The sequence below is a fragment of the Acinetobacter stercoris genome (genome assembly GCF_900323515.1).
Lineage (GTDB): Bacteria > Pseudomonadota > Gammaproteobacteria > Pseudomonadales > Moraxellaceae > Acinetobacter > Acinetobacter stercoris.
This window is the reverse complement of sequence record NZ_OOGT01000002.1, coordinates 15,240-33,290: the sequence shown is the minus strand read 5'-3', so window position 1 is coordinate 33,290 and position 18,051 is coordinate 15,240. Positions and strand designations below refer to the sequence as shown.

Annotated in this window: 15 protein-coding genes and 1 pseudogene; 10 read left to right on the top strand and 6 right to left on the bottom strand. The window is 39.4% G+C overall.

Annotation, left to right across the window (positions count from 1 at the left end):
- The first annotated feature begins 20 nt into the window (after positions 1-20).
- From kynU to KPC_RS00335, 4 genes are read left to right on the top strand one after another with little or no spacing between them, the layout of a single operon-like run.
- Complete coding sequence (gene kynU / locus KPC_RS00350) at positions 21-1,271, top strand: kynureninase (protein WP_121972468.1); 1,251 nt, start codon at positions 21-23, stop codon at positions 1,269-1,271.
- Between the two features lie 37 nt (positions 1,272-1,308).
- Positions 1,309-2,715 carry an amino acid permease gene (locus tag KPC_RS00345; protein ID WP_121972467.1) on the top strand — a complete coding sequence of 469 codons (1,407 nt, stop codon included), beginning with the start codon at positions 1,309-1,311 and terminating at the stop codon, positions 2,713-2,715.
- A 7-nt stretch (positions 2,716-2,722) separates the two neighbouring features.
- Positions 2,723-3,469: an alpha/beta hydrolase gene (locus KPC_RS00340; protein ID WP_121972466.1), complete on the top strand. Its 747-nt coding sequence runs from the start codon at positions 2,723-2,725 to the stop codon at positions 3,467-3,469.
- A gap of 32 nt (positions 3,470-3,501) precedes the next feature.
- Positions 3,502-4,662 carry a porin gene (locus KPC_RS00335; RefSeq protein WP_121972465.1) on the top strand — a complete coding sequence of 387 codons (1,161 nt, stop codon included), beginning with the start codon at positions 3,502-3,504 and terminating at the stop codon, positions 4,660-4,662.
- A gap of 109 nt (positions 4,663-4,771) precedes the next feature.
- Here KPC_RS00335 and KPC_RS00330 read toward each other — a convergent pair whose 3' ends face one another.
- A complete protein-coding gene (locus tag KPC_RS00330; RefSeq protein ID WP_121972464.1) occupies positions 4,772-5,236 on the bottom strand; it encodes an Lrp/AsnC ligand binding domain-containing protein in 465 nt (154 codons plus the stop codon).
- A gap of 140 nt (positions 5,237-5,376) precedes the next feature.
- On the opposite strand from KPC_RS00330, the gene KPC_RS00325 reads away from it, so the two are divergent.
- The 4 genes and pseudogenes from KPC_RS00325 to KPC_RS00310 all read left to right on the top strand — a co-directional run bounded on the left by KPC_RS00325 (position 5,377) and on the right by KPC_RS00310 (position 9,716).
- Positions 5,377-6,636, top strand: a complete 1,260-nt coding sequence (locus KPC_RS00325) for a D-amino acid dehydrogenase (protein ID WP_121972463.1) — start codon at positions 5,377-5,379, stop codon at positions 6,634-6,636.
- Between the two features lie 17 nt (positions 6,637-6,653).
- Positions 6,654-7,754, top strand: coding sequence for an alanine racemase (gene alr, locus KPC_RS00320; protein ID WP_121972462.1), 1,101 nt, complete (start codon positions 6,654-6,656; stop codon positions 7,752-7,754).
- A gap of 11 nt (positions 7,755-7,765) precedes the next feature.
- Positions 7,766-8,125, top strand: a complete 360-nt coding sequence (locus KPC_RS00315) for a RidA family protein (protein ID WP_121972461.1) — start codon at positions 7,766-7,768, stop codon at positions 8,123-8,125.
- Between the two features lie 165 nt (positions 8,126-8,290).
- Positions 8,291-9,716: pseudogene (locus KPC_RS00310) on the top strand (amino acid permease).
- Between the two features lie 160 nt (positions 9,717-9,876).
- Here KPC_RS00310 and ssb read toward each other — a convergent pair.
- The 3 genes from ssb to KPC_RS00295 all read right to left on the bottom strand — a co-directional run bounded on the left by ssb (position 9,877) and on the right by KPC_RS00295 (position 13,100).
- Complete coding sequence (gene ssb, locus KPC_RS00305; protein ID WP_121972460.1) at positions 9,877-10,461, bottom strand: single-stranded DNA-binding protein; 585 nt, start codon at positions 10,459-10,461, stop codon at positions 9,877-9,879.
- A 51-nt stretch (positions 10,462-10,512) separates the two neighbouring features.
- The gene (locus KPC_RS00300; protein WP_121972459.1) at positions 10,513-11,877 is read right to left on the bottom strand and encodes an MFS transporter; all 1,365 of its coding nucleotides are present in this window, start codon (positions 11,875-11,877) and stop codon (positions 10,513-10,515) included.
- Positions 11,878-12,017: 140 nt separating this feature from the next.
- A complete protein-coding gene (locus KPC_RS00295; RefSeq protein WP_121972458.1) occupies positions 12,018-13,100 on the bottom strand; it encodes a DUF475 domain-containing protein in 1,083 nt (360 codons plus the stop codon).
- 251 nt (positions 13,101-13,351) lie between these two features.
- Here KPC_RS00295 and tenA point away from each other — a divergent pair, with 251 nt between their 5' ends.
- On the top strand, positions 13,352-14,023 hold the full coding sequence (gene tenA / locus KPC_RS00290) for a thiaminase II (protein ID WP_121972457.1): 672 nt from the start codon (positions 13,352-13,354) through the stop codon (positions 14,021-14,023).
- A gap of 59 nt (positions 14,024-14,082) precedes the next feature.
- Here the strand turns inward: tenA and KPC_RS00285 are convergent, their stop codons facing one another.
- Entirely contained in the window at positions 14,083-14,367 is a 285-nt protein-coding gene (locus tag KPC_RS00285) for a YciI family protein (RefSeq protein WP_121972456.1), read from the bottom strand.
- A 109-nt stretch (positions 14,368-14,476) separates the two neighbouring features.
- Positions 14,477-14,818: a GlpM family protein gene (locus tag KPC_RS00280; RefSeq protein ID WP_121972455.1), complete on the bottom strand. Its 342-nt coding sequence runs from the start codon at positions 14,816-14,818 to the stop codon at positions 14,477-14,479.
- Between the two features lie 299 nt (positions 14,819-15,117).
- Here KPC_RS00280 and uvrA point away from each other — a divergent pair, with 299 nt between their 5' ends.
- Positions 15,118-17,949, top strand: a complete 2,832-nt coding sequence (gene uvrA / locus KPC_RS00275) for an excinuclease ABC subunit UvrA (protein WP_121972454.1) — start codon at positions 15,118-15,120, stop codon at positions 17,947-17,949.
- Positions 17,950-18,051 lie beyond the last annotated feature (102 nt).

The window sequence follows — 18,051 nt, the reverse complement described above, 5'->3', positions numbered from 1 at the left end:
ATATTAAGGCGGATAAATAAATGATCACTCATGAGCAATGTCTTTACTGGGACAAAGAGGATGAACTAAAACACTTTAAGGATGAATTTGCATTACCTAAAGATATAGTTTACCTGGATGGTAACTCTCTCGGGGCAAGACCTAAAAACTCATTAAATTATGCCCAGCACATCATTACACAGGAATGGGGTGAAGACCTGATCAATAGCTGGAATAAAGCAGACTGGTGGGGATTGCCTGTACGTTTGGGTGATAAAGTAGGTCAATTGATCGGGGCAAAACAAGGGGAAACCGTCATTTCTGATTCAACAACCCTAAATCTGTTCAAAGTGCTTTCTGCCGCAGTAAAAATTCAGGCAAACAAGTATCCTGAACGAAAGATCATTGTTGCTGAAAAAGATGCTTTTCCAACAGATATTTATATCATCGAAGGTTTTATTGACCTGATTAATCAAGGTTATCAAGTCGAATTGATTGACGGTGTGAGTGACCTTGATCGGGTATTAGAGTCCGAAGTTGCTGTTGTCGTGCTTTCACATGTCAACTACCGTACTGGTTATTTCTATGACATGGCTGAAATCAACACCAAAATTCATGCAAAAAATGCCTTGATTATTTGGGATTTATGCCATTCAGTAGGTGCAGTCCCTATGGATTTAAATGCAGCTAATAGTGATTTTGCTATTGGCTGCACCTATAAATATCTCAACGGTGGTCCAGGTTCACCAGCCTTACTATGGGTTAACCCAAAACACCGTGATGAATTCTGGCAACCTTTATCTGGTTGGTGGGGACATAGAAAACCATTTGACATGGCGCAGCATTACGAACCTGCCAAAGGTATCCGTCGCTATTTATGTGGTACACAGCCAATTATTTCCATGAGTCTGATTGAGTGTGGCGTGGATATTTTCCTCAAAGCCAGCATGCAAAAAATTCGTGAAAAATCTTTAAAATTAACAGACTTATTTATTGACTTGGTCAATCAGGAATGTTCAGAATTCGGTTTTGAACTGATCACTCCAACAGATCATCACTATCGTGGCAGTCATGTAAGCTATCAACACCCTCATGGCTATGAAATTATTCAGGCATTGATTGCACGTGGTGTTATTGGTGATTATCGAGAACCTGAAGTTCTCCGTTTTGGAATTACACCACTGTATCTGGGTTATGAAGATATCTGGAATGCCGTACAGCATTTGAAAGCCATCATGCAACACAATGAATGGAAAAATGAAAGCTACTTAGTTCGGGGTGCAGTGACTTAATCAGTCACTCAAAACATGCTTTTGGCCAGGAGGGCCTATGAGTAATTTTGATGAGATCCAGACACGTGAAGCGGGTCTACATAAAAAATTAACAGCCAAACAAATGGGGATGATTGCCATAGGCGGTGCAATTGGTACCGGACTGTTTATGGGAAGCAAATTTGCAATTAGTTTTGCAGGTCCAGCAGTTATTTTAAGTTATGCCATTGGCGGGTTGATCGCATTTGCCCTTATGGCATGTCTGGCTGAAATGACCGTACAGCACCCAACGTCAGGATCATTCGGTGCTTATGCCGAGCATTATATCCATCCACTTGCAGGATTTTTAGTTCGCTACAGTTATTGGGCATGTATCGTTTTAGCTGTAGGCACAGAAATTACCGCTGTTGCGGACTATATGAAAATGTGGTTTCCACATGTTGCTTCATGGATATGGATTATCTTTTTCTCAGGTACTTTAATAGCAGTAAATGCTTATAGTGTTAAGGCATTTGGTTTGGTGGAATACTGGTTTTCTACCATTAAAGTGTTTGCCATTATCGTATTTATCTTGTTAGCCATCGGAATCCTGACTCAAAATACACAAGAAAGTAGCCATGTTGCAGCGAACCTGACTGGACACGGTGGCTTTATGCCTAATGGTTTTAGCGGTGTCTGGATTGGTGTCATTATTTCAATCTTTAGTTATCTAAGTATTGAAATGATCGCAGTTGCGGCAGGTGAAGCTTCTGACCCAGAAAAAGCGGTAAAATCTGCTTTTAAAAATACCGCTCTACGTCTGTTTTTATTTTATTTACTTTCACTTTTCCTGATTGTTGCACTGGTTCCCTGGACGGAACTCATTGGCAAAGATGCAACCAGCCCATTTGTAACTGTGATGAAACTTGTGGGAATCCCTTATGCCGACAGTATTCTGAACTTTATTGTTATTGTCGCAGCACTTTCTGCTATGAACAGCATGCTTTACATCTCAACGCGTATGCTATTTAGCTTATCTCGTGCAGGAGATGCCCCCCAGGTTTTCGGTAAAATTCGCAGTAATGGTGTACCAATGAATGCCCTGATGCTCTCTGCAATCGGAATTGGTGTTGCGAGCGTGGTTTATACCATTAATCCGGAATCAGCATTTCCAATCATGATTGCACTCTCCATGTTTGGTGCACTGTTTACGTGGGGAAGTATTTTTGTCACTCACCTTTTCTTTAGAAAACATGTGACCAGAAATCACATTCATTTAAAGTATCAAATTCCTGCCAGCAAGTTTATCTCACTCTTTGGCTTGGTTAGTATTCTCAGCATTACCATAACGACATGGTTTACCCATGAGTTTAAATCAACCTTACAGTTCGGTGTGCCTTTTATTCTGTTTTTAGTGTTCTTTTACTTTTTAAAACGTGGTTCTACAAAGCTAAATGTAAATAGTAAAGAAGAGACTTCGAAATAATTGTCACATGAAACTTTATGATAATGCTCAAACAGTTGATAGTGAAGCCGATATTCTTAAAACGTTTCAGGAACGTAGTCGTTCTAGCTATCAATCCATGGTGAATATTCAAAATATTCACTATGCCGAAACAGATCGCTCAACACTGGATCTGTTTCCTTTAACTGATGCCCATAAAACCGTGATTTTTATCCACGGGGGCTATTGGCAATGGTGTGAAAAATCGGATTTTGCATTTATTGCTCATGATGTACTCGCAAAAAATATGCAATGTGTCCTGCTTGAATATGATTTAGCACCTCATCGTCAAATCGGTGAGATCGTAATGCAAATCCAGCAAGGGCTTGATTTCATTGCCCAGCAAGATTGGTTGACTAATGAAGTTCTGGTTGTAGGGCATTCTGCAGGAGCACATTTAACAGCAATGCTGCTTCAGCATCACATCATCAGTGAAGCTACCCTGCTCAGTGGAATTTATGATTTAGCTCCAATTCGAGACACACATTTAAATAATGCATTGAATTTATCGGATCAGGATATTTCTAAATATAGCCCGATCAATTCAATAGAACAGTGTTCTAAACCTTATGCAATTTACTGTGGGGAAAATGAACTGGATGAGCTGAAATATCAAAGCCAGATCTATTTTCAAAAAAGGCAAAAGATTGATCAGGATTCTGTTAATTTTTTTCAATTACACCAAATCAATCATTACAACATTTTAGATGAATTTTTTCACAAAATATTGAATTAAATTTCATCTTATTTAACACGGACGTTATCATCATGGTTAAGTTTAAACTTAAGTACCATCAGCTTTTTATTGCCTTAACTTTAGCAATATCTACATCAAGTTTTGCAGAAGTGACACTCATCAATAAAGACCATCTCTTTAATGATCAGGATAATTTCAAACTTACCACACATGGAAGCTTACGACTTCAGGCACTCAATTTTGACAGTTATAATGAATCCAATGCCAGTCAAAAATATCGCAGAAATGGCTATAGTGCGACCAGTCGTATGTATGCAAATGCAGACTATAAAGTTAATGATGACCTACATTTCATTGCAGGCTATCAAAATTTTATTAATCCACCCAAAATTCTGGATTGGGATGGGCACTACCGTAAAGGTGATGAAAATGTCACGACAGAACAAGCCTATTTTGGCGTGTCGAGTAATACTTATGGCACATTAAAATATGGAAAAATGTACAGTGTTTACTATGATGTTGTCGGTACAAAAACCGACCTATGGGACTATAACACACTTGCTCAACCACAGACCTGGAGCCCTGTCGCCTATTACGATGGAACACAGGCATCACGTAAGACATTAAGATACGAAAAGAAAAACAAATACTTCGATGTTTATGCTGCTTATTTATTTAAAGATCAAACCTATCCAGAAGGACTTCAATATCAGCGTAAATCAGGTGAAGAAATAGCCATTGATGTTCATTTAAATAAAAGCTTAAGCTGGGCAACCTCTTATAAGCATAATAAAGCCAGTTTAGATGATCAGCAAAATAAACATAACTTTTCGCAAGATGCTATCGCTTCTGCCCTGTTCTATTTTGATGGTCAGTGGATGTTTGGATTAGGTGGTGGCTGGTATAAAAATCTATTGCCAAATTATAATGCCTTAGGGCAATCAACCCCGGCCAACCTTCACCAGTTCTTAGATACTGAAGCTTATGGTGTGGAATATTATGCTGGATATAATTTTAATATTGCCAACTATGGTATCCGGTTTGTTCAGCCTTATATCATGGGTAACTATCTGAAATATACCAGTGGTTATCACTTTTCCAGACGTGACAATGGTGTCGGTGTCGCTGTTCGCTTCAATCATGGTATCGGATTTGATTATGAACGTCTTTATACCAAAGACACGAGTGGAACACCTGATATGCATTTATTTAGATTGCGTTATGAATGGTAAATAGTGATCTCAACCTTCTTTTCAAAGCTGCGAGCTAGTTCAAGTCAAAAATGATGTTACATGATTAATAATTCCCCCTCTTTATCAAAGGAGGGGGAATTAAAAAAATTCAATCAACCTTTAAATACAAACTCTCTTTCACTTCTTCCATCACCACATAACTATGCGATGATGCCGAAGCAGGTAATTTCTTTAACAAATCACCAAGCAGACGGCGATAAGCTCCCATTTCTTTTAATCGCGCCTTAACCAGATAATCAAATTCACCTGAAATCAGATGGCACTCCAATACCTCGGGTATCTCTGTCAGGCTTTTCGCAACCTGATCGAACACATCACCCGATTTGGCTGACAATTTAATTTCCAGAAATACCAGTAAATTTCGATCAACCATTGCAGGATTTAAACGTGCATAATACCCCATGATGATGCCATCACGTTCCAGACGTTTGACTCGCTCTGAACATGGTGTGGTAGACAAATTTACTTTTGCCGCCAACTCACTAATCGCAATACGCCCATCTTTTTGCAGAATATCTAAGATCATACAATCTATACGGTCTAATTTACGCATCAGATTTTCCCTGTTTTTTTAATTTTTCCATGAAAAAACTATTCAATCACCTGCATTATAACCTTAAAAACAGTGAAAAAAACTATCTATTAATAAATATACTAGTGAAATCACCTAATGCTTTTTAAAGGACTAGAAAAATGAATGTTATCGTTTTAGGCAGTGGCGTAATTGGCGTTGCAAGTGCTTACTACCTTGCGAAACAAGGTGCCAAAGTAACTGTTTTAGATCGCCAGTCAGGACCAGCAGAAGAAACCAGTTTTGGGAATGCTGGACAGGTTTCCCCTGGCTATTCAACACCATGGGCAGCACCTGGCATTCCATTTAAAGCAGTAAAATGGATGTTTCAACACCATGCACCTCTCGCCATTAACCTTGATGGTAGCATGTGGCAGTTGAACTGGATGGCTCAAATGCTGAAAAACTGTAACCCTCAAAGTTATGCGATCAATAAAGAACGTATGACCCGTGTTGCAGAATATAGCCGTGACTGTTTACGCGAACTTCGTAAAGACACTGATATTCACTATGAACATCGTTCAAAAGGAACATTACAGGTGTTTCGTAATGAAGCTCAACTTGAAGCAGTACAACGTGACATTCAAGTATTACAAGAATGTGGTGTGGCTTATGAGCTTCTAGACAAAGATAATTTAAGCAAAGTAGAACCAGCACTTGAGTTTGCGAAAGACAAACTGGTCGGTGGCTTGCATTTACCAAATGATGAAACAGGTGATTGTTACTTATTTACCAATGCATTAGCTAAACTTGCCGAAAGCATCGGTGTTGAGTTCCAGTTCAATAAAAACGTACAAAACCTGATTGTTGAAGGTGATGAAATCAAAGGGGTTGTTGTTGATGGTGAAATAATCAAAGCAGACCGCTATGTCCTCGCTTTTGGAAGTTATTCACGTGATTTCCTGAAACCACTGGAACTTGATTTGCCTGTGTATCCAGTTAAAGGTTACTCACTAACAATCCCTATTATTGATGCAAACTTTGCACCTCAATCTACCGTTTTAGATGAAACTTATAAAATTGCGATTACCCGTTTTGACGAACGTATCCGTGTCGGCGGTATGGCTGAACTGAGCGGCTTCAATCTAGGTCTTAAAGAAAACCGACGTCAAACGCTGGAAATGGTGACCAAAGACCTATTCCCGGGTGGTGATCTGGAACAAGCTTTCTTCTGGACTGGTTTACGCCCAATGACCCCTGACAGTACTCCGATTATTGGTGCAACCCGTTTTAAAAACCTGTTCCTAAATACAGGGCACGGAACACTCGGCTGGACCATGGCATGTGGTTCAGGCAAGTTGATCAGTGATATCGTGATGCAACATAAGACCGATATTAGCACTGAAGGTTTATCCATTAACCGCTATCCACATGCTGCATAATTGGATAGGAAATATACATGCCTCGTCCAATTCAGGCAGTCATTCATCATGATGCCTTAAAACATAACTTATCCATCGTTCGTCAAAATGTACCGGGTAGCAAAGTTTTTGCTGTAGTCAAAGCCAATGCTTATGGGCATGGTATTGAACGGGTATATGATGCATTAAAGTCTGCAGATGGCTTTGCCCTGCTTGACATTGATGAAGCCAAACGTATCCGTGCACTCGGTTGGCACGGTGCTATTCTTCTTCTGGAAGGCATATTTTCTGCACAAGACTTATATGACTGTGAACAATATCAACTGAATTTCACCATACACAGTGAAGCCCAGTTGCAATGGTTACAAGAGTACCAGTCCCCTGCTCAGTTTAATATTTTCCTGAAAATGAATAGTGGCATGAACCGTCTAGGATTTACGCCAGAACGATACCGTCAAGTTTGGGAACAATTGAATAGATTTAAAAATGTTCGTTCGATTACACATATGATGCATTTTTCAGATGCTGATGGTGATCGTTTGGGTCAAGATGGAATAGAACATCAGCTCATTGCATTCGATCATACCACCCAAGATTTACCCGGAAAAAGATCTCTAAGTAATAGTGCTGCCATTCTACGGCATTCAACACTTGATACAGATATTGTCAGGGCTGGTATTTTGCTCTATGGCAGTTCACCAGACTATCCAACCCATTCTATTCAAGACTGGGATCTCAAACCAACGATGAGTTTACGTAGCGAATTGATTGCCATTCAAAATCTAAAAAAGAATGACACTGTCGGCTATGGTTCAAAATTTACTGCAGAAACTGCCATGACCATCGGTATTGTCGCCTGTGGATATGCAGATGGTTATCAACGTATTACTGCAACAGGAACACCGGTTTTGGTCAATGGTCAACGCACACATATTGTAGGGCGTGTCAGTATGGACATGCTCGCAGTTGATTTAAGTAACATTCTTCACGCCGAAATTGGCAGTGAAGTTGTACTGTGGGGACAAGCCCAAACTGGTGAAATTTTACCAATAGATGAAGTTGCAGCAGGTTCCGGTACGATCGGCTATGAGCTGATGTGCAGTGTGACACAACGGGTTTCTTTCAAGATCGAAGCATAAGGAAAAGTGAAATGAGTCAATCCGACATCCAAAAATATAACACTAACGAAGTCATGAGTGCCGTGACCGTTTTCAATCATACAGTTTATCTTTCAGGTCAGGTACCAAACAACACTTCGCTTGATATTGAAGGGCAAACAAAGGAGGTTTTAGCTAAAATTGATGAATTACTTGCACTTGCAAATACGGATAAATCACGTTTGTTATCGGCTTCACTATTCATTAAAAATCTGGATGACTTTAAAACTGTAAATGCGATCTGGATAGACTGGATGCAAGGTCATCAAACACCATCACGAGCTACCATTCAAGCAGATCTGGTCAATCCTGACTGGCTGATTGAAATTGCAGTGATTGCAGCTGAAAAATAATTTTCAATTTATTTCCCAATAAAGATTAGATAAAAATTCTACCGAATTAGAACATCTTAATAACATCTAATTCGGTGATATGAGTCAAACTCCCCCAAACTTCGCTGGAATGCCAGTTTGATTGACTCATTAAAAAAATGAAAAGGATATGAACTGATGGCAACTATGCATCAAAAAAACGAAGCTGATACTTCACAAGAGTTACAGAGGAAGTTATCGAATCGTCACCTACAACTCATCGCCATTGGCGGAGCAATAGGAACAGGACTATTTATGGGTTCTGGAAAAACCATATCACTCTCAGGCCCCTCTATTTTATTCATTTATATCCTTATCGGTTTCATGTTCTTCTTCTTAATGCGTGCATTAGGAGAAATGCTATTAAGCAATTTACATTACAAATCATTCATTGATATGGCACATGACCTGATTGGACCAGGCGCAGGTTATTATTTTGGCTGGTCATATTGGCTCGGTTGGGTTTTAGTGGGTATTGCCGATTTAGCCGCGATTATTAATTATCTGACTTTCTGGTTACCTGAAGGTACAAGTTTTACCCCTATAGGACAAGCTCTCATTAGTGCTGGATGTGTACTTCTGGTACTAGGTATCAACTTGCTCACTGTCAAACTATTTGGTGAAATTGAATTCTGGTTCGCACTGATTAAAATTTTAGCCATTTTAGCGCTCATTTTTATTGGTGGATATATGCTGTTTCACCATTACCAGACACCAGATGGAACACGTGCTGCATTAAGTAATCTTTGGTCTTATGGAGGAATGTTCCCCAAAGGCACATCAGGTTTTTTGGCAGGCTTTCAGATTGCCATGTTTGCGTTTGTTGGTGTCGAGTTGATTGGGACTACAGCAGCTGAAACTAAAGATCCACATAAAAACCTACCTAAAGCGATTAATGCTATCCCTATCCGTATTATTTTATGTTTTAGCACTTTTAATCATGATGTCAGTAACACCGTGGAATCAGATCAGCGCAGATAAAAGCCCATTTGTTGAATTATTTTTACATGCTGGTATCCCAACTTCTGCAATTATTATGAATTTGGTCGTACTCTCTTCCGTCATGTCTTCTATGAATAGTGGCGTGTTTTCTACTAGCCGCATGCTTTTCGGGTTATCTAAAGGTGGACAGGCGCCACAGTCTTTAGGCCGTTTATCCAGACGCTCTGTACCTGCAAATGGATTAACATTTTCATGTTTATTCATTATGGCGGGTGCAGCATTACAATATTTTGTTCCAAATACTGTTGAAGCCTTCACATTAGCTAGTTCACTTTGCGTTATTTTATTTATTAGCATCTGGGGATTAATCATGGTGTGCTATATTCGCTATCGTAAATTACGCCCAGAATTACATGCAAAATCAAATTTTAAAATGCCAGGTGGTATTTTTATGTCTTATGTCATTATAGGTTTTTTAATTTTTGCACTGGCGATATTAAGTTTAGAAGCCGATACATATCAGGCTTTGATGATTAGTCCTCTATGGTTAGTTATTCTCGGTATAACATACCAATTATTGTATAAACCACGTATGAAAAAACGGCTTTTACAAAACAATTTAAGTGAATAATTTACAAAAATGAGTACTTTTCCAAAAGCTCACGTTAGTCTTTTTGTGTTTTTCCAATAAAACCATGCAACTCCTTGTTCTTAAGGTCAGCTAGTTAAACTAAAAAAAGAGCTTGATATATCAAGCTCTTTTTTTAATATCGTCATATAAATGAGATAAATTAGAACGGTAAATCATCATCCAGATCGGCTGGAGCTGGTGCTGCTGGAGCAGATTGCGGTTTTGGTGACTGAAAACCTTGATTCACACCACTGTTTCCAGCATTACCATAACCACCTTGGTTACCATTACCGCCATTGCCATAACCACCACCAGCATTGTTTTGAGCATAACCACCTTGCTGGTTATTATTAAAACGAGGCTGATTGAAACCACCATTGTCTGGCGCAAAGCCTTGTTCACCTTGCTGACGGTTTGAGTCTAGCATTTGCATTTGTTCACCACGAATCTCTGTGGTATAGCGTTCCTGACCATTTTGATCAGTCCATTGGCGAGTACGCAATGAACCTTCGATATATACTTTAGAACCTTTACGCAAGTATTGCTGTGCAATTTCACCTAGACGGTTATGCAATACAATACGATGCCATTCTGTTTGTTCCTTTCTTTCACCCGTATTCTTATCTGTCCACGATTCACTGGTCGCAATAGAGAATTGAGTTAAAGAGCCCCCATTTGGAAAAGTCTTAGTTTCAGGGTCACGACCTAAAGTACCTACTAATATAACTTTGTTTACACCACGCATTAGATGTCATCTTCCTATTCGTTTCTACATTTTACTTTATAAGAGTTATGGTTAAATGGCTACCTCTTTACCTAACAAGTGCGTTAAATGTTGTCGCCCAGCATCATCGATTTGCTGTTTATCAACTTTAATATAGGCAACTTGTTGTTCAGACATCACCACGACCTCTTCAATACCATGAATCGATAATAACTGTGAAGTCCAATCATCGGTTTGTTTTACTTCAGGTAATTTCAATACAATCGATGTTAAATAGCGTGGTTGAGCCAGCCCAAAACTTATGAGCAGCCAGATTATAGCAATAGCTGCCAGAACACTCCAACCTAAAGCAGTATTATGTAACATTAATAATTGACCGCCCAAGGTTCCGCCAACAAATGCACCTAAGAATTGTCCACTTGCATTAACACCCATTGCTGTTGCTTTGGACTGGATTGGAGCAGCTTTAGACAACCATGATGGCAAAAGTGCTTCCATCACATTAAACGCAATAAAAAACAACCCCAACCCAGTCAATAAAACATATTTTGACTCATATCCAAAAATCAGAATGATTAAACCAATAATAATTCCTGAAATAGCTGTCAGAAAAATTCCACGCATTTTTCGGTATTTCTCAGCCAGAATGATACTTGGAAAAGCAAAAAACAGACTGACAACCAGTAAAGGTAAATAGACCACTCCATGTCTGGAAAGAGGTATACCAGCAAACTCAATCAACTGTGATGGTACGTAAACAAACATTGCTGTTAATAGCAAATGCAAGGTAAATACTGAAACATGCAAGCGATTCAGGTTAGCCATTTTCAATACTTGTTTAAGCTGATTTAAATAGCCTTGCTGAAAATTTTTATGATGACGTGTAGTTTTCGGAACAAGGAACAATGCAAAAATTGCAAGCAACCCCATGATTGTAGTTACCCAGAAAAGCCCAGAAATCCCCACCAGACTAGTAAGCCAAGGGCCTAAACTAAATGCAACGACAAAGGATAAACCTATACTCATCCCCATAATTGCCATAGCTTTAGTTCTCTGTTCCTCACGAGTGACATCGGCAAGAAGTGCCATGACCACAGCAGAGACAGCCCCGGCACCTGCAATTGCACGCCCAATGATCACGCCATAAATGGTCTCTGACATTGCAGCAATCGCACCACCTAAAGCAAATAAAAACAGTCCGAATACAATCAGGGGCTTACGACTGAAACGATCCGCCCAAAGGCTAAATGGAATCTGCAAAATAGCCTGACTCAGACCATATATGCCTACCGCAAGACCAATCAGTGCAGGTGTTGCATATTGATATGATTGTCCTGCAACAGAAAAAACAGGAATAATCATGAACAAACCCAACATGCGTAGTGCAAAAATACTGCTTAAGGCAAAAGTTGAGCGACGTTCTAAAGCATTCATCATATCAATAAGCTTTTCAAAAATGTGGGGCTAAATTTACTTCTCACATGATCGCATATTGCATCAACTTTGTGGGAAATTTAGACATAAAAAAGGCACATAATGCGTGCCCTTTTATTGTAATCACTTTTCTTAAAAGATAATTAACTGATTTTTTCCTGATGTTTCTTGTATTGAATAGATGCAATCACTGCCCACACAATAAATGCAACACCAATCAAACCTGTTACAACCTCTGGGACATGCACACCAGTACCACTTGCCAACATAATGAAAGCTAATGCACCAATCGCATAATGTGCACCATGTTCAAGATAGATATAGGCATCCAGTGTTCCTTTATCTACCAGATAAATTGTAATAGACCGGACAAATATTGCACCAATAGCAAGACCAAGCATAATGATCACTACATCTGAAGTAATGGCAAAAGCCCCGATCACACCATCAAAGCTGAATGATGCATCTAAAACTTCAAGATAAATAAAACCGCCGATACCTGCTTTAATCACACCTGTTGATGCACCAGATGGGTCATGCCCAACTGCATTACCATTTTCATCAACTTCTGGCTCCCCGCCTAATAAATGGCTCAGCACCTGTACACCAATGTAAATAACGATACCCCAGATACCAGCAATCGTCACAACCAGACGTTTTGCTTCATCTACATTAGCCGCCATAATAAGTAAACAAATGAGGGAAATAAATACAGACATCGCTGGAACATTGGCTAAATGAGCCAAACGTTTTTCCAGCCATCGAAACCAGTGGGTATCTTTACCTTCATCCAGAAAGAAATTTAAAAATACTAAAAGCAGGAATGAACCACCAAAGGCAGCGATTTCAGCATGATGAGCAATCAGACGCTCTGAATAATGTTTAGGATCATTCAATGCCATGTTGACAACTTCTATCATGCCCATATCGGCAGTGACAGCAACAATAACTATTGGAAAAATCAAACGCATGCCAAATACAGCAACAAGAATACCAACTGTCAGGAAGATCATTTTCCAGAAATGATCCCAATTACGTAAAACTGAAGCATTGACTACAGCATTATCAAAAGAAAGTGAAACCTCCATCACCGCCAGGATAGCAGTAATGGTCAGGGCTGTTAGCATGCTTGAAATGCCTGCTTCTGGCCCATGGGTATATCCCCAGAAGGCAGAGAGTGCTAAACACACTATTGTAAAAAAGATGGAGAAACCAAAATGTTTCATAACTAAACCTTCGGGTGAATCTTGATATCAATAAATCAAAAAAATTGAGCCAATTTCAAGTTCAATTGAGCTGTGAATAGGATGGCGCAATTATGAACCTTTTTATCGTCTTGTCCAAAGAACTTGCTATAAAAACCAAATATATTGAAATAGGCATCATTCATTGAAATGATTATTGTATAAATTTTCTTAATGTATAGTACATACTACCCTCATAAATATTGATCAGTATAAATTCTTAAGGACTCCCTATGCACTTTTCTAAAGATGTCTGGCAACGTAACCTGGACCTGTATCAAAAAACTCTTAATCATCCATTTAATCAAGAGCTTGCTAAAGGAACATTAAAAAAGGAAGTGTTTAGTCATTATGTCATTCAGGATGCACATTATTTGTTGGCATATGGACGAGCGCTTGCAGTATGTGCAGCAAAAGCGTTTGAGGCAGAAGATGTGATACAGTTTGCCGAAGGTGCAAAGATTGCTATTGTTGTTGAACGCAGCCTACATGACGGCTTCATGCAGGATTTTGGGATTACGCATAAACAGTTTGAAAACACACCTCTTACTTTAGCCTGCCACCATTACACCTCATTCCTTACTGCTACGGCATGGTCTGAAAGTTATCCTGTAATTTTAGCGGCATTACTACCTTGTTACTGGATTTATGCAGAGGTCGGCAAAGATATTGTCAACAATTCAGTAGAAAACAATCCTTATCAGGCTTGGGTTGATACCTATTCTGGTGAAGAATTCCATACAGCAGTCCAGCAAGTGATTGCAACCATAGATAAAGTTGCAGCAAAATGCGATCCGGATACCCTTGAAAAAATGCATCAAGCTTATACACGTGGTGCAGAACTGGAGTGGTTATTCTGGGATAGTGCCTATCATCAACAGGGTTGGTCAGGGCTGGATCACTAAGCCGTATTTCCTTCCAGTACGGTAGCCCAAAGGGATTTAAATCATGATTTACTTAAAATTTAAATCCCTTTTAAATACTCAAATCCTGTACCTGTCCTTGCAAAATCAACAGAAGTAATTTCATATGTTGCAACTGCCTGAAAAGGATCTTGTTTTAAAATTTCATCTAATAAATCACGCGCAATCTGTTTTACTAAAATCATACCACCCGTACGTGGGTCTTTTCTTCCAGCGGCAATAAAATACCCCGCTTTAAAATTGTCTTCTAACCATTCCACATGTTCTTTCAGTAAGGCATCAATCTCTTCATTGGTTTTATGATAATTCAAGCTGACAACATACATTTTTATTCCCCCTTATTCGATATTAGACTTTTAAATAGAATATTCATAAATTGAGAAGTTATTTATGTTAAAACCTATAAAATATTAACCAAACGTTTCATATATTTCATTAGGAATAAAAATGATTCCATCCATAGATCAGACCAGCCGCTGCTACAAGCCAACAGACTGTTGCCACACTTAAGCAAGAAAAAATAGACACTCTTGTCGCCAGCAAATAAACAACGAATAAATATAGAAAATAAGGGATTAAAGACCAGAGTCCAAATAGTGCAGTTTTACGAAGTGCTTCTGTACCTAGCTGTTGAAAAACAATGACATGTGCAATCAGGGCAAAAGTAGGAAATAGTGGAACTAAGCCTGCAATAAAAAAAACTTTGCTTTTAGATAATATAGAAATAAGAAGAACAACTGCTGCACCTAAACTACATTTAAAAAATAATGACAGCATCCTGCTTGCTTCTTAACTAAAAATTTTCAGTGAAGTTTACTCCAACCCTTTCAGACTTCAACTAAAAATCATGCATCACAGGAAACATCGCACAACATTCAAATTGACCAGCAAAATACCGATTGAAAAATAAATTTCAGAGAAACTTACACTCGTTTTCTTGATACGAAACCACTCATTTTTAAAATAATTTAATTTATCCGACACAAATTGACGTTTAAAATCATTTTTTACAACTTGAAGATAATTAAATCGCTATCATATATAGCTTTCAAATTGCACAACACCGAGATAGTTTTATGAGTCAAAGTCATATCCGTATTCGAGGCGCACGTACCCATAACTTAAAAAATGTGTCTCTCGATATTCCACGTGACAAGTTTGTGGTGATCACGGGACTTTCTGGCTCAGGTAAATCATCTCTGGCTTTTGATACCTTATACGCCGAGGGTCAACGCCGCTATGTAGAATCACTTTCTGCTTATGCGCGCCAGTTCCTTTCTCAAATGGAAAAGCCTGAAGTTGATGCCATTGAGGGTCTCAGCCCTGCTATTGCGATTGAACAAAAATCCACGAGTCACAACCCCCGTTCAACAGTGGGAACCATCACTGAAATTTACGATTATCTCCGTCTGCTCTATGCCCGTGTTGGTACACCATACTGTCCAGAACATGATCTACCTATGGTTGCTCAGACTGTTTCAGAAATGGTCGATGCCGTTAAAGCCCTTGAAGAAGGTACAGCTCTGATGCTGCTTGCACCAGTAGTGCGTGAACGTAAAGGCGAATATAGCAACCTGTTTGAACAACTACAAAGTCAAGGTTTTGTCCGTGCCCGTGTGGATGGTGAAATCATTGATATTGACACACCACCAGAGCTGGATAAAAAGAAAAAACATACGATTGAAGTAGTCGTTGACCGTTTTAAGGTTCGCGATGACCTGGGAAATCGTATTGCCGAAAGTTTTGAAACAGCATTACGCCTAGGTGGAGATATTGCCATTCTTTCCTGGATGAAAGGAGAGCAGCCTGATCGTATTTTTTCTGCGAAACACTCATGCCCAGAATGTGACCGTGCGGTAGCCGAGCTTGAACCTCGCTTATTCTCGTTTAACAACCCCTATGGCGCATGTCCAGTTTGTGATGGTTTAGGAACACGTAGCCATTTTAGTGCTGAAAAATTAATTCCAAATAATGAGCTTTCAATCAGTGAAGGCGCAATTCGTGGTTGGGACAGACAACGTCCTTACTACTACAGCATGATTCAAAAAGTAGCTGATCATTATGGTTTTTCTCTAGAAACTCCCTGGAAAGATCTTGATAAAGACACTCAAAAGAAATTTCTCTATGGAACTGGCAAAGAAAAAATTGATTTAAGCTATATTGATGAACGCGGTCGTAAACATAACCGAGTGCAAGCATTTGAAGGAATTTTGCCACATCTGGAGCGTCGCTATCGTGAAACTGAAAGCAATTATGTTCGCGATGACTTATCACAATACCTCTCCAATGCTGCCTGCGATGCTTGTGGTGGTTCACGTTTAAACGAAATTTCACGACATGTTCGTGTAAAAGACAAAACTATTGCAGAAATCACCAGAATGTCGATCGGTGATGCGGAAGAATATTATCAACACCTCAACCTTGAAGGTGCTAAAGGTGAAATAGCAGATAAAATCTTTAAGGAAATCCGTGAGCGTTTACACTTTCTGGTTTCAGTTGGATTGAACTATTTAAGTTTATCTCGTTCTGCTGAGACGCTATCAGGTGGTGAAGCACAGCGTATTCGCCTAGCTTCACAAATTGGTGCAGGTTTGATGGGTGTAATGTATGTTCTGGATGAACCTTCTATTGGTCTGCATCAACGTGACAATGATCGTCTACTTGAAACACTGGTGCGGTTACGTGATCTAGGCAATACTGTTCTCGTTGTTGAACATGATGAAGATGCCATCCGGGCAGCCGATCATATTATTGATATTGGACCTGGTGCTGGTGTACATGGTGGGCATATCATTGCTGAAGGTACAGCTGATCAGCTCGCCAAAAATAAAGAATCCCTAACAGGTCAATATCTTTCAGGCAAGCTTAAAATTGAAGTACCTAAACAGCGAACCCAGCCTCCAAAGCCTGATGAACAGATCAAACTGATGGGTGCAGCAGGTCATAATCTGAAAAATGTAGATTTGACTATTCCTTTAGGAGTAATGACTTGTATCACAGGTGTCTCTGGATCAGGTAAATCAACATTAATTAACCGAACTTTATTGCCTCTGGCTGCGACCCAGCTCAATGGTGCAACAACTTTAACTGCCGAAAAGTTTGACTCCATTGATGGCTTACAATTTCTGGATAAAGTCGTAGATATTGATCAAAGCCCGATTGGACGTACGCCACGTTCCAATCCAGCGACTTATACAGGTTTATTCACCCCGATTCGTGAGCTTTTTGCACAAACACCAGAAGCCAAAGCTCGTGGTTACACTGCTGGACGCTTCTCCTTTAATGTCAAAGGTGGTCGCTGTGAAGCCTGTGAGGGTGACGGCATGATCAAAGTTGCCATGCACTTCCTACCAGATATGTATGTGCCGTGTGATGCCTGTCATGGTAAACGCTATAACCGTGAAACATTGGAAGTCGGCTATAAAGGCAAAACAATTTCCGATGTTTTGGAAATGACTGTTGAAGATGCTATGCATTTCTTTGATGCTATTCCAGTCATTCACCGTCGCCTAGAAACTTTAAATCAGGTTGGTCTGGGTTACATTCGTCTAGGTCAGTCTGCGACTACACTTTCTGGCGGTGAGGCTCAACGTGTAAAACTGGCTCGTGAACTTGCAAAACGTGACACAGGTAAGACACTGTATGTATTGGATGAACCTACCACTGGTCTACATTTCCATGATATTGCCAAGCTTCTGGATATCTTGCATGAGCTACGTAACAAGGGAAATACTATTGTGGTGATTGAGCATAATCTGGACGTAATTAAAACTGCTGACTGGATTATTGATTTAGGCCCTGAAGGTGGTGCGGGTGGTGGTCAGATCATTGCAGAGGGCACACCAGAAGACGTTGTAAAATCTAAAGTTTCACACACAGCGAAGTTTTTAAAACCGTTGTTGAAATAAGCTTCTATTTTCTTTATATACTTGATAAAACGGTGATTATATAATTGCCGTTTTTTATAATGAACAAAAATAAATATCTAATTTTATGCTTTATGCTAAGCA

Coding starts and splice junctions, on each gene's coding strand:
- kynU (WP_121972468.1), top strand. CDS start 21: ATGATCACTCATGAGCAATGTCTTTACTGGGACAAAGAGGATGAACTA.
- KPC_RS00345 (WP_121972467.1), top strand. CDS start 1,309: ATGAGTAATTTTGATGAGATCCAGACACGTGAAGCGGGTCTACATAAA.
- KPC_RS00340 (WP_121972466.1), top strand. CDS start 2,723: ATGAAACTTTATGATAATGCTCAAACAGTTGATAGTGAAGCCGATATT.
- KPC_RS00335 (WP_121972465.1), top strand. CDS start 3,502: ATGGTTAAGTTTAAACTTAAGTACCATCAGCTTTTTATTGCCTTAACT.
- KPC_RS00330 (WP_121972464.1), bottom strand. CDS start 5,236: ATGCGTAAATTAGACCGTATAGATTGTATGATCTTAGATATTCTGCAA.
- KPC_RS00325 (WP_121972463.1), top strand. CDS start 5,377: ATGAATGTTATCGTTTTAGGCAGTGGCGTAATTGGCGTTGCAAGTGCT.
- alr (WP_121972462.1), top strand. CDS start 6,654: ATGCCTCGTCCAATTCAGGCAGTCATTCATCATGATGCCTTAAAACAT.
- KPC_RS00315 (WP_121972461.1), top strand. CDS start 7,766: ATGAGTCAATCCGACATCCAAAAATATAACACTAACGAAGTCATGAGT.
- ssb (WP_121972460.1), bottom strand. CDS start 10,461: ATGCGTGGTGTAAACAAAGTTATATTAGTAGGTACTTTAGGTCGTGAC.
- KPC_RS00300 (WP_121972459.1), bottom strand. CDS start 11,877: ATGATGAATGCTTTAGAACGTCGCTCAACTTTTGCCTTAAGCAGTATT.
- KPC_RS00295 (WP_121972458.1), bottom strand. CDS start 13,100: ATGAAACATTTTGGTTTCTCCATCTTTTTTACAATAGTGTGTTTAGCA.
- tenA (WP_121972457.1), top strand. CDS start 13,352: ATGCACTTTTCTAAAGATGTCTGGCAACGTAACCTGGACCTGTATCAA.
- KPC_RS00285 (WP_121972456.1), bottom strand. CDS start 14,367: ATGTATGTTGTCAGCTTGAATTATCATAAAACCAATGAAGAGATTGAT.
- KPC_RS00280 (WP_121972455.1), bottom strand. CDS start 14,818: ATGCTGTCATTATTTTTTAAATGTAGTTTAGGTGCAGCAGTTGTTCTT.
- uvrA (WP_121972454.1), top strand. CDS start 15,118: ATGAGTCAAAGTCATATCCGTATTCGAGGCGCACGTACCCATAACTTA.